Below are 11118 nucleotides of genomic sequence, written 5' to 3'. Positions count from 1 at the left end.
GGTTTAACTTTAAATAAGAAAAGGACAGCGAATGCTGTCCTTTATTTTCATCAAGTCTCTAAACGTTGCTCTCGACTAAGCGATCAAAGCTTTGGAACACTTGCTCACACTTCATTACCCTGCCATGGCCTTGTCCCTGGGTTGTTACCAGCTCAACATTAGTTATCTCTTCTGCCGCTTTCGTAGAAACACTGTGTTTAGTGAACTTGTCTTGCTCATCATGAACAATAATGGTCATGGACTCACGCTCTGAGAGTCGTTTAAACGGATCAATGGACTCCAGTGGATACCCAAACTGCTCTTCCACATCTGATACCACAGCGTTAAACAGTTTCATGGAGTAGCCCGAGCGCGCAATACTATTAAACAGATTTTCCACATAGTTCAAAACCGGCGCTATGAGCAGAAACGGCTTGTTTTCCAGTTTACGATGTCTGCATTCCAGTGCAGAGGCAGTCCCCATGCTGTGCCCTACCACACCAGCAATATCGCCAACGGAATCCAGTACATCTTCCAGACCGCGTATAAACCCGGGAATGTGCCCGTACTGACCGTCACTCTCACCGTGAGCGGGATGATCATAGGCCAAAGCGGTAAAACCTTTAGAGGCAATGTGTTCCATTAAAGGAAAAAACTGACTTGCCGTACCAGACCAACCGTGAGTCAGAACCCACACAGGCCCCTTACCAAGAGAGTAAGTTTTAATAACGCCGCCAAAGCCGCTGACCTCTCCTTTAACCAAACCTTTTGGCTCAGCATTTTTAGGTTTCGTGCGTACCGGGGTAAGAAGCAGTTTTCTCGCAGTATTTTTAGCATGTCTTGGTGCCAATGTATGGTGAAGACGGGTACTGATATTCACCAGACTACGTCTAACACTGAAACGCTGCGAGGTATTGAAGTAGATTTTATCACTCATGATCTTTTCCTTAACTATCAGCATGATGTCAACACCAATCGCAGCAAATAGAACGGTCGTGCTTTTTATGCTGATAATAAAGAGCGAACTAAGTCGCCCTTCTGTATTTAAATGTTATCGCTTACTCTAATCCTTCCAGCGAGCAAACAAGTTATTAATCCCTTGCCAGAAAAGCCTCTGACTCTCTGCTTCGCCTTTAATCGAGTAAAACACGTGCGCGCTCAAATACTGCCCATACAAATCAAATATTGCCTGACTGGTATCCAGATCCTCTGCAAACTCCCGGTTTTCTTTACCTTTAGCAATTTGTATCTCTAAGTAATTCAACCAAGTATCGATAGATTTACGTAAAGCGGTTTGTAATGGGCAATCACTTGCTGCGGAATCGTTCCACGCATCTAGAAACATACAACTCCCCTGAAAGGAATGATTCCAACTCATCCAGGAATCTAACAACCCGCGAATTTTGCTCTCAATGCGATCGTCCCCTAACTCCCGTGCAGGCGCTATCACGCGAGATGTAAACACCTGATTTGCATATTCTAATACTGAAAGTTGCAAATTCAGCTTAGAGTTAAAGTGGGCAAACAAGCCACTTTTCGACATGCCGCACTGCTTGGCCAGTTCACCAATGGTAAGGCTCTCCAGCCCCTCTTCACTGGCGATGGCAAAAGCTCGCTGCAGAATAAACTCTTTGGTTACTTTTCCTTTTTTCATATCTGTATTTTTAGCACGGTCGTTCTTTTATGCAAGTTTTAGTGTTCTGGTCTAACCAATTTTAAATAAAATTACGGCGTGGATATATTGAACAGGGAAATGAGTGGCGGCGAAGAAGTTTGAGCTGGCTCTGACTTTAAGGCATTTCTTATCACTAACCGGCTAAGAGTTGATTTTTTCATGCATAAACTCGCCCACCAGCTGTTACTTTCCCATACGCTGTTCCTTTTGGAATTCGCATTTTTAAGTATCAACGTTTTATTTAGGTAAGCACTTTTTATGGTGACACACAAAAAAATAGCCAGTTTAGAATTTGCCCGGGTAATCGCTATGTTTGCGATTGTGGGCCTTCACTGCCAAATGGCTCTCACTTACTGGCAGTGGGATGAAGTACCTTGGGTCGGTTATATAATCAACCAGCTGGCGCGATTTGCTGTTCCTCTGTTTTTCCTTATTTCAGGTTTTCTTATCCAGCCCAAGCTGAGTATTAAGCCAACCTCAACACTTATAAACTACGCCAAACCTTTGATGAAAATCTGGGTTTTGTGGAGTGTCATTAGCTTAGTGCTCCCTTTTCAGTGGCAAACCGTCTCTGAAGCAGGGTATTTAGCCGAGCGGCAAGGTTACTGGGGTTACCTGATGTTATCTCCGGTTAATTCTCTAATGGAAGGGGGGCTGGTGCATTTATGGTTTCTACCCGCACTAGTGATCGCCGTGGCGTTGATTGCTTTTTTAGTTAAAGCTGGGCAGTCAAAGCTGTTACTACCGATCGCATTACTACTTTATGTGTATGGAGTACTGGCAGGCAGCTATTCCACATTAACCGAACTGCCATCACCGTTTTTCACTCGTAATGGCCCTTTCTTTAGTACGTTATTGGTTGTCCTTGGTTACTTGGCAAGGGAAAAACAGTGGTGTTACTCATCAGGTAAGGCCATCCTCCTGATGATACTTGGTATGGGGCTCCATTTTGCAGAAGCGTACTGGTTAATGCAGCACGATGTGGTGTTTAACAGCCATGATTTCTTATTTGGTACTGTTATTTGGTCGGTCGGAATTTTCATGTGGCTTCTAGCTCACCCGAACTTTGGCGACATGCCATGGGTGTATAAATGCTCATCAAGTATTTTAGGTATCTACGTCAGTCATCTGCTGGTGATGATAATGATCTTTAATGTAGCCGGATATCTACAGCTGCAGAATTTAGCTAAAGATGCCTTTGTCTACCCAATGACTCTTGTCTTTACCTTATTACTGGTAAAAGGTATTGAAGCATCTCCATTGCGAAAGCTATTACTCCGCTAAATCAATACACCTCGAACCATTGCTTGCTCCGACTGTTCAGGTCGGAGCAAGCGAATCAAAAGTGAGATAGAACTCTCACAGGCTGAATTTTGCTGTCCTAATCCTGTTGGAATTTGCCATCACTCACAAAAAACATCGTTCATTTCCATTAGATTGACCCGACATAACAAGATTGCTCATTTAACGGAGGCTGTATGTGGGCACCTCAAGGACTTACTCCTTTTTTAGAAATTAGCCATTGGCTGACTTACGGATTATATGCTGCTGCTATTCTGTTTTGCCTGGCAGGTATTGTGTCACTAAAAAAATAGTGGCACAGCAACCAAGCACCTATCGTTAATTCGAGCTTTCTCACAACTAACTCTTTAATTCATGGCTAAAATTTCTCCAACAAGACAAGGGAGAAATGTCTATGCCCATCTATGCCTTCGTGGCTTTCTGCTGTTTATTGTTTCCAGGTTACAGTTTCGCAGCTGCGACTAGTGATCTTAATCTCGTCAATTCTGGCGTTGGCTACACCGCTCTGATTCTGTTTTCCATTGCGTACGCTCTGGTGATGCTGGAAGAGTACCTCAAAATGAGAAAATCTAAGCCTGTGCTGCTCGCCGCCGGCTTGATCTGGATTCTGATTGGATATACTTTTGCCCAGCACGGCCAGCCTCATATAGCCAAAGCCGCTTTAGAGCACAACCTGCTTGAGTACGCGGAACTGCTATTGTTTCTGTTAGTCGCGATGACTTACATTAACGCGATGGAAGAGCGAAGACTGTTTGATGCCCTCCAGGCATGGATGGTAGGTAAAGGTTTCGGCTTTAAGAAATTATTTTGGTTAACCGGCTTCCTTGCCTTCATTATTTCTCCCATCGCAGATAACTTGACTACCGCGCTGTTAATGTGCGCAGTGGTGATGAAAGTCTCAGGTGACAATCCAAAGTTTGTCAATCTTGCCTGTATCAATATCGTCATAGCCGCCAACGCTGGTGGCGCATTCAGCCCGTTCGGAGACATTACGACACTGATGGTATGGCAGGCTGGGCATGTCAGATTTTCAGAGTTTATTCCGCTGTTCTTCCCTTCCCTAATAAACTATCTGGTGCCGGCATTCTTCATGTCACTCTTTGTCCCGGCTACCAAACCAAATACCGAACATCAGCATGTCGAACTAAAACGCGGTGCCAAACGTATTGTATTGCTATTCATTCTGACCATCGCTACTGCCGTTTCTTTCCATGCTGTGCTCCACTTCCCACCCGTTATCGGCATGATGATGGGTTTAGCGTATTTGCAGTTTTTTGGCTATTTCCTGCGTCAGACACTTAAAGATTCTCTGGCTAAAAAAACTGCATTCGCTATTGCCAATGGCGATGAATCCGCACTAAAACGCATAGGTTCTGTTGTGCCATTTGATGTCTTCAGCCGCATCTCACGTGCGGAGTGGGATACCTTGTTGTTCTTCTACGGAGTAGTGATGTGTGTAGGTGGCTTGAGTTTACTCGGCTACCTTGAACTGGTTTCTAACGTGATGTATACCGAGTGGAATCCGATATGGGCAAACGTAATGGTCGGCATACTTTCTGCTATCGTGGATAACATCCCGGTGATGTTCGCGGTACTGACCATGCATCCGGATATGTCAGTAGGAAACTGGTTACTCGTCACTTTAACGGCAGGTGTTGGCGGCAGCTTACTATCAATCGGCTCTGCAGCAGGCGTCGCGCTAATGGGAGCTGCCCGTGGCCAATACACTTTCTTCGGCCATTTAAAGTGGGCTCCGATCATTGCGCTCGGTTACGCTGCCAGTATCATGGCCCACTTGTGGCTAAATAGTGGCCTGTTTTACTAAGACGTTCTGTCTGATGGGTGGTTTACGCCATCCATCACTTCAATACCCTCTAGCTGGTAAGGGTTCACTCCCTCAAGACAGCCCACGTTGTACCCGTACTCACTCGGATCAGAGCGACGTTGGTGGTGGGTATAAATTCCACATTCGCTACAGAAATAGTGCTTAGCCGTGTGCGTATTGAACTGATAGAGTTTGAGTTTTTCCTCTCCTTTCACAATTCGGATACCGTTAAGCGGAACTGAAGCGGCTATCGCCCCGCGACGGCGACACATAGAACAGTCACATCGCCTTGGTTTTACAATACCGTTAGGCAACGTTAACTCCAGCTCCACCTCTCCACAGTGACAAGTCAGCGTATGAACCGGCTTAATTTCCGTATCTCCAACTCTTTTGATCATGGCATTTCCTTTTGTCGATTTTGTACAACTTTACACTGTGTACATTATGTTAAACACATTAACACCCACTCAATTTTTGTTTAAAACTCGACATTAATCACTTTTCAAGACATTTTATGCGCAATTAACCCGACGAACTTGATTCTGCAGAGGAGCTACTGCGCACTTGTTTCTTTAAGTGTCATTCATACGCTCTCAATCCTGATTCTTGACGTCGAAAGGTTAAACTTGACCATTTTTTGGTTGCCACTTTGGCAGCCACTTTCCCTTAGCCCGGACGGCGGGGGTTAAACCAAGGAAAAATTTTTATGGATAATGAGCATAGCTTTAGAGAGAACCTCTTAGCTCTGGTACTGGGTAGTTCACTGGTGTCACTAGGGGTAATAGTTTTCAGCAAAGTAGGGTTACTGACTGGCGGTACTGCCGGTCTGGCAATTTTCCTCACTAAGGTGAGTGGTTTTAGTTTCGGACAAGTCTTTTTTGCTATCAACCTTCCTTTCTATATTCTGTCAGTTACTCGCATGGGGTGGCGTTTTTCGATTAATACCTTTATTGCGGTGACGACTGTTTCGTTCTTGGTCGATCATCTGCATCACGTGATTGAGATAGCCAGAATAAATCCAGAGTATGCTGCCTTGCTAGGAGGCGGACTGATTGGTACGGGAATGCTAGTCATCTTCCGCCATAAGATGAGCTTAGGTGGTTTCAATATTCTGGCGTTATTCCTTCAAGAACGTTTTGGTATCCGCGCGGGCAAAGTACAAATGGCGTTAGATTGTGCCATCGTAGCGATGTCATTTTTTGTGGTTGATGTCTACCTGATTGCTCTCTCTGTACTGGGCGCTGTCATCCTCAACCTGATCCTGGCAATGAACCACAAGCCGGGCCGCTACCAGCCAAAGCCTCAGGAGGCGTAAACCTTTTTATAGGTCTGAGCCCCATACATCAGCCCCGAGAGAGTATCTCGGGGCTTTTTTATACCCATTAACTGTGCTCATAGCGGTTGGCCCTGCTCTAACGCCAGTAATCGCTGCTTGCGCTCTACCCCACCAGCATAACCAGTCAACTTACCGCTTTTACCAATAACACGGTGACAAGGTACAACAACAGAAATGGGATTTTTACCATTAGCCATACCGACGGCCCGGACTGCTTTAGGGTTACCTATTGCGTTTGCTAGATCCTGATAGCTCCATGTTTCTCCGTACGGAATATTGGTCAGCGCATGCCAGACCTGATTCTGAAAATCCGTACCGGCTGCCGCCAATGGCAAATCGAACTCATTTCTCAGTCCGGAAAAATACTCTTCAAGCTGTGCTACCGCCTGAGTCAGGATAGGATGATGTTCATCGCGTTCTCCAAGCACATCGGGTTTCGTTGTACAGGTTTCAAACCATACTCCTAAAAGACCCTCAGAACTTGTCTGGATAGTTACCTTACCTAAAGGGCTTGGCATTTCGGTGTATATCGTTTTCATGATTCATTCCATAAATGAAAGGTCGCGTAGCTTCCCCACGGAGAAGCAGTTTGGCTGCTGAGTGACGGGTAGCGCTGCATTGCTTTTTTCACTACCAAGTCGTTATGCAATAAGCAGTCAGGCTGAGACTCGCCCCGTAGCTGAGCATAACTCACCGTCCAGGGCCCGATACCTTTGATTTTCAGCCACTGATAAGGCTCTGCCACAGGGTTTTTCAGTATAAATTGAGCAAAATTCACTAAGGTATTTTTACGGCTTTGCGGCATGCGCAAAAAGCTGACATCCGCATTCACTATATCAGCAGGCTCAGGAAAGTAACGGGGTTCACCTTCCGCACTGAGTTTATCTGTTAATAAATTGAGCTGTCCGATTGCAGCCTTAACAGAGACCTGCTGGCCTAATATAGCCCGAACTCCGGCCTCCCACGTATTCCAAACACCCGGTATCCGGATACCTTTATGACTGACAATACCCGGTGCAACAAAATTCAGATGCTGTTCTACTGCAGAAATATCGACATCAAGATCGAACATACGACGAACGCCAGTAACTAGGTTCTGAAGTCTAGAGACATCTTCAATCTCAAATTCAAGTTCTAAGTGACTGTCCCCCTTTGTCGCCTTAAACCAAGCCTTGCTCCCATTAAATTGCACAAAACGGGAATAACTCTCTTCTGTTACAGACTCCACACCTTGTATCGCCCTCAAACGATAAAAGTCCAGCATGTGTTGCCAGTTTAACTCGCCGCGGTGGGGCAAAACGATGCGATTGGTCTTTGTTTTATCCAGTTCCTTTCGCCTCACCTGAGATGGTGTTAGCTTTAAAATTTTCTGAAAAGCATCGTTAAAACGGCGAGTACTGTTAAATCCAGCGGCAAAACCCACGTCAGTCACTGACATCGAACTGGAATGCAGAAGTTGTTTGGCAAACATAAGCTGCTGATACTGAGAATACTGCTTTGGTGACATTCCTAAATATTGCTCAAATAACATTCTTAAATAACGGTCAGAAATCCCGACGCGCTCTGCCAGCTCTGTTACAGAATGGTGATTCAGTTCCCCGTTATCAATCATTGCAATGGCGCGTTGAAAGGTCGTTTCAACACCTTTCCATGCCCAGGAGCCCGGAGCGCTGTCTGGTCTGCAACGCAAACAAGGGCGATATCCCGCCTTAATAGCCAGTGTTTTATCAGGAAAGTACTCGACATTTTCTTCTTTGGGTAAATTGGCAGGGCAAATAGGACGACAAAATATTCCAGTACTCTTCACGGCAACATAAAAACGCCCGTCAAAACGGCAGTCCCTGGACATACGTGCCTTTTGGCACTGTTCAAATGTCAAAGTTGTATAAGGATTAATTAACATAACGCTGACCTTGCTGTTCTCATTATGTGATGAGTCGTTTATTTCGTCTGCTTCATTCGCTATATGATGATTTTAGAACGCATTGCTGACAAACATTAGCCATTTTCGGAACTCAATATTGAGATTTGTTGGCAATAGTGAATATCTACACTAAAGTAAAATCGGGAACAATCGTAAACGTCGGCTAAAAAGGAATTGGCATGGACTTACATACTTGCGTAATTGTGCTTAAAAACCAAAAGGTTATTACAAGCAAATCCGTTGAACACTCCATAGGGATCATTGAGCGAAACTCTGGTAGTGAGATTTCAGAAATTCAAATCAATGCGACAGATGGAAGCAACATCAAGACTTTTAACTACAACAATATTGAGGAGTCACTAGAAAGTTTGATGAACCTCTAAATCCTGATTTCTTCACAAATCTTCGTTCCAGATAGATTTAAATGTAATAGAGCACATCCCCTTGTGCTCTTTTTTGTTTTCCCCTTCTTCACTTCACCGCATGCCAACATATTCAAATAAAATGATAGAAATACGGGTTTTAATATAGAAATCACCTACTAAAATGGCCTCATAAAAACAACTAAATATTTAATTAAAAACACAAAAAGAATCTTGTTCTATTTTTTTGAACTAGAACGTCAAACACACCCGATTTTTTATGTGGTTACTCCAACCTAAACTGTTCTCAACAGCAAGGGAGAATGTACTCCCCTACTCATGAACACATCGTATGAGGACAGAATCATGAAAGCACTTCTACAAAAAATCACTACATCACAAGCAGGTTACAGCACTCTGGCACTACGTATTCCAATCGGCATTATCTTTATGGCGCATGGCGCTCAGAAACTCTTTGGCTGGTTTGGTGGATACGGCCTGGAAGGTACCGGTCAATGGATGGCATCAATTGGCTTAGGCCCCGGTGTCCTGATGGCCTTTCTTGCTGGTAGCGGTGAATTCTTTGGTGGTCTGTTTATTCTTTTAGGCTTACTAACCCGACCGGCAGCGACCGTACTGTCTATCACCATGCTTGTCGCTATTTTCTCGGTTCACTTTGAGAATGGTTTATTCCTGGCGAACAACGGTTATGAGTTTGGTCTGGCGTTATTGGCAGCAAGCGTTTCACTCGTATTATCCGGTGCGGGAAAAGTGGCCCTGGATAATCTGCTGAATAAAAAACTGCATTAATCCATCCCCCCGTTAACGGCCTGATTCATATCGCAACAGTATGCTGGATCAGGCCTCTTAACGTTATTCAGGTATCAACTTGCTAAGGAGGCAATGATGATCACAGTAAGACACGCCAATGATCGCGGCCGGGCTAACTTTGGTTGGCTAGACAGCAAACATACTTTTTCATTCGGCAGTTATTACGATCCAGAGCACATGGGCTTTTCTGAACTACGAGTGATTAACGATGACGTTGTTTCGCCTGGCGCAGGTTTTGATACCCACGGGCATCGTGATATGGAAATCATCAGCTACGTGCTCGAAGGAGAAATCGCGCACAAAGACAGTGAGGGCAACGTACAAACCTTACCTGCTGGTGAGTTTCAGCTTATGTCGGCAGGTAAAGGGATCTACCATAGCGAGTTTAATCCTTCGGACAACAAACCACTGCGCTTTTTGCAAATCTGGATTCAGCCTAATACGTTTGGCAACAAACCGGGATACCAGCAAAAAGACTTTGGCCATAATCCGGGCCTGACAACGATTGCGACTCCAACGGGTGAGAACGGTACACTCTCCATCAAGCAGGATACTCGTCTGTATCAGTTGGTTTTAGCGCCCGACAGCGAATTGACCTTTGATATCTCAACGGGCAGAAACGTCTATGTTCATCAGGTAGCTAGCGCTCTGCAAGTCGACAGCACTACCCTAACTGAAGGCGACGGTGCAAAAATAGTCCAGAAAAAAACGGTACGCTTCCGCAATCCGTCGGATAAGCCCGCCGTCGCGCTGGTGTTCGACTTACCCTGATCTTCATTTTTTATAAAACAAAAAGCCCCTGATAAACTATCAGGGGCTTCAATTCGGGAATCAGTAAGTAAAGAATTATTCGCCAGACGTACCAGACCCTATTTGCTGCAAGCTGTAAGCCGTTAGAGGGTCAATTTCCTTAACTATCTCTTCAACCTGTTTAATTGCGTCTACAGACGAGCTGGCTTTGCGATAACTCAAGTATATAGGGCGATGCCAGTCTTCCACGCCAGACACCTTGTAGAGCTGCCCGTTGGCAATAAATGGCTCTACGAGAGAGACAGGCAGGTAAGCCGCGCCACCTTTCTCTAAAATGAAATCCAGAGCAATACGCGCAGTAGAAGTTCGCAAGTATGGTGCTGATATTTTAGGGTGACGCTCAGAGTGTTCTGAGGCAAAGCGCGTTCCCCAGTCAACATATACGTATTTGTTATCAAATACCGTATCTAGCGAATCTTGCTCCGTCGATACCAGGACAAGAACCACATCGGCCACTTTTTTACAGTTCAGCTCATCTGCTTTTATCTGATCAAAAGCAAACGCCATATCAAGTGTGCGCTCTAACAGGCTGCGGCTGAGCATTTCACGCCCCATCACTTCGGCCATAAAACCATAGCCACCAAAAGAGTCTGTAACCACACTTAAACAGTTCTGCAGATAAGCATCCCAGATATTAGGCGTGCCACCCAATGTGAGCTGTAAGCCTTTACCATCTTCGAGTGACAGTTCCAGCTTCGCTTGCTGCAATGTAGTCACCATCACCTCGGCATAACTAATCAGACGCTCACCAGCAGAAGTTAACTTAATGTTATTTCGATCACGAATAAACAATTGAGTATCGAAATAACTTTCCAGTTGTTTGATACGAGCACTTACTGCGGCTTGGGTAATATATAAATTCTCAGCGGCACGTCCGAAGTGACGAACCCTTGCCAGCTCTAAAAATGTTCGAAAGACCTTTACATCCATAAACCATCTCCTGGTTGATTTAAAACCAGATTAACAACTATTTAAAATCATGACGATAAAAAAAATTTGTTTTTCTTTTGTCGGCTTTGCGCCTAATTTTCGCCTTAGTTCACTACATCAATCAATAACGGTTACAGAGGCTGT

The 11118-nt window shown here is 44.8% G+C and carries 12 protein-coding genes; 6 read left to right on the top strand and 6 right to left on the bottom strand.

Annotated features, from left to right (window positions below; genetic code table 11):
• Positions 1–58: 58 nt before the first annotated feature.
• Entirely contained in the window at positions 59–916 is an 858-nt protein-coding gene (locus tag KHN79_RS14320; protein ID WP_182010553.1) for an alpha/beta hydrolase, read from the bottom strand.
• 126 nt (positions 917–1042) lie between these two features.
• Positions 1043–1633 carry a TetR/AcrR family transcriptional regulator gene (locus KHN79_RS14315; protein WP_182010552.1) on the bottom strand — a complete coding sequence of 197 codons (591 nt, stop codon included), beginning with the start codon at positions 1631–1633 and terminating at the stop codon, positions 1043–1045.
• A 279-nt stretch (positions 1634–1912) separates the two neighbouring features.
• On the opposite strand from KHN79_RS14315, the gene KHN79_RS14310 reads away from it, so the two are divergent.
• Both KHN79_RS14310 and nhaD read left to right on the top strand, forming a co-directional pair.
• Positions 1913–2938: an acyltransferase family protein gene (locus tag KHN79_RS14310; protein WP_182010551.1), complete on the top strand. Its 1026-nt coding sequence runs from the start codon at positions 1913–1915 to the stop codon at positions 2936–2938.
• A 412-nt stretch (positions 2939–3350) separates the two neighbouring features.
• Positions 3351–4781 carry a sodium:proton antiporter NhaD gene (gene nhaD / locus KHN79_RS14305; protein WP_182010550.1) on the top strand — a complete coding sequence of 477 codons (1431 nt, stop codon included), beginning with the start codon at positions 3351–3353 and terminating at the stop codon, positions 4779–4781.
• Here nhaD and KHN79_RS14300 read toward each other — a convergent pair.
• The gene (locus KHN79_RS14300; protein WP_182010549.1) at positions 4778–5179 is read right to left on the bottom strand and encodes a GFA family protein; all 402 of its coding nucleotides are present in this window, start codon (positions 5177–5179) and stop codon (positions 4778–4780) included. The two genes, nhaD and KHN79_RS14300, sit on opposite strands and share 4 nt — an antisense overlap.
• 308 nt (positions 5180–5487) lie before the next feature.
• Between KHN79_RS14300 and KHN79_RS14295 the strand changes: the two genes are divergently transcribed.
• Positions 5488–6096 carry a YitT family protein gene (locus tag KHN79_RS14295; protein WP_182010548.1) on the top strand — a complete coding sequence of 203 codons (609 nt, stop codon included), beginning with the start codon at positions 5488–5490 and terminating at the stop codon, positions 6094–6096.
• Between the two features lie 77 nt (positions 6097–6173).
• Here KHN79_RS14295 and KHN79_RS14290 read toward each other — a convergent pair whose 3' ends face one another.
• Together KHN79_RS14290 and KHN79_RS14285 are read right to left on the bottom strand one after the other, a co-directional pair.
• Complete coding sequence (locus tag KHN79_RS14290; protein WP_182010547.1) at positions 6174–6656, bottom strand: methylated-DNA--[protein]-cysteine S-methyltransferase; 483 nt, start codon at positions 6654–6656, stop codon at positions 6174–6176.
• A complete protein-coding gene (locus KHN79_RS14285) occupies positions 6653–8020 on the bottom strand; it encodes an AlkA N-terminal domain-containing protein (protein ID WP_182010546.1) in 1368 nt (455 codons plus the stop codon). The genes KHN79_RS14290 and KHN79_RS14285 overlap by 4 nt, the downstream gene beginning before the upstream one ends.
• 200 nt (positions 8021–8220) lie before the next feature.
• Between KHN79_RS14285 and KHN79_RS14280 the strand changes: the two genes are divergently transcribed.
• The 3 genes from KHN79_RS14280 (at position 8221) to KHN79_RS14270 (ending at position 10005) form a co-directional block, all read left to right on the top strand.
• On the top strand, positions 8221–8424 hold the full coding sequence (locus KHN79_RS14280) for a hypothetical protein (protein WP_182010545.1): 204 nt from the start codon (positions 8221–8223) through the stop codon (positions 8422–8424).
• A 345-nt stretch (positions 8425–8769) separates the two neighbouring features.
• Positions 8770–9213: a DoxX family protein gene (locus tag KHN79_RS14275; protein WP_182010544.1), complete on the top strand. Its 444-nt coding sequence runs from the start codon at positions 8770–8772 to the stop codon at positions 9211–9213.
• A 96-nt stretch (positions 9214–9309) separates the two neighbouring features.
• Positions 9310–10005, top strand: a complete 696-nt coding sequence (locus KHN79_RS14270; protein WP_182010543.1) for a pirin family protein — start codon at positions 9310–9312, stop codon at positions 10003–10005.
• Positions 10006–10080: 75 nt separating this feature from the next.
• On the opposite strand, the gene KHN79_RS14265 is transcribed toward KHN79_RS14270, so the two are convergent.
• Positions 10081–10974, bottom strand: a complete 894-nt coding sequence (locus tag KHN79_RS14265) for a LysR family transcriptional regulator (protein ID WP_182010542.1) — start codon at positions 10972–10974, stop codon at positions 10081–10083.
• Between the last annotated feature and the right edge of the window lie 144 nt (positions 10975–11118).

Origin of the sequence: Vibrio sp. B1FLJ16, from assembly GCF_905175385.1 — a bacterium.
Classification (GTDB): domain Bacteria; phylum Pseudomonadota; class Gammaproteobacteria; order Enterobacterales; family Vibrionaceae; genus Vibrio.
The sequence above is the reverse complement of the archived record's forward strand: the minus strand, read 5'-3'. Positions and strand labels throughout refer to the sequence as shown.

What these genes read in the sequence shown, in the direction of transcription:
- KHN79_RS14320 (WP_182010553.1), bottom strand. Translation starts at nt 916, where the DNA reads ATGAGTGATAAAATCTACTTCAATACCTCGCAGCGTTTCAGTGTTAGA.
- nhaD (WP_182010550.1), top strand. Translation starts at nt 3,351, where the DNA reads ATGCCCATCTATGCCTTCGTGGCTTTCTGCTGTTTATTGTTTCCAGGT.
- KHN79_RS14275 (WP_182010544.1), top strand. Translation starts at nt 8,770, where the DNA reads ATGAAAGCACTTCTACAAAAAATCACTACATCACAAGCAGGTTACAGC.
- KHN79_RS14300 (WP_182010549.1), bottom strand. Translation starts at nt 5,179, where the DNA reads ATGATCAAAAGAGTTGGAGATACGGAAATTAAGCCGGTTCATACGCTG.
- KHN79_RS14285 (WP_182010546.1), bottom strand. Translation starts at nt 8,020, where the DNA reads ATGTTAATTAATCCTTATACAACTTTGACATTTGAACAGTGCCAAAAG.
- KHN79_RS14270 (WP_182010543.1), top strand. Translation starts at nt 9,310, where the DNA reads ATGATCACAGTAAGACACGCCAATGATCGCGGCCGGGCTAACTTTGGT.
- KHN79_RS14315 (WP_182010552.1), bottom strand. Translation starts at nt 1,633, where the DNA reads ATGAAAAAAGGAAAAGTAACCAAAGAGTTTATTCTGCAGCGAGCTTTT.
- KHN79_RS14290 (WP_182010547.1), bottom strand. Translation starts at nt 6,656, where the DNA reads ATGAAAACGATATACACCGAAATGCCAAGCCCTTTAGGTAAGGTAACT.
- KHN79_RS14280 (WP_182010545.1), top strand. Translation starts at nt 8,221, where the DNA reads ATGGACTTACATACTTGCGTAATTGTGCTTAAAAACCAAAAGGTTATT.
- KHN79_RS14310 (WP_182010551.1), top strand. Translation starts at nt 1,913, where the DNA reads ATGGTGACACACAAAAAAATAGCCAGTTTAGAATTTGCCCGGGTAATC.
- KHN79_RS14295 (WP_182010548.1), top strand. Translation starts at nt 5,488, where the DNA reads ATGGATAATGAGCATAGCTTTAGAGAGAACCTCTTAGCTCTGGTACTG.
- KHN79_RS14265 (WP_182010542.1), bottom strand. Translation starts at nt 10,974, where the DNA reads ATGGATGTAAAGGTCTTTCGAACATTTTTAGAGCTGGCAAGGGTTCGT.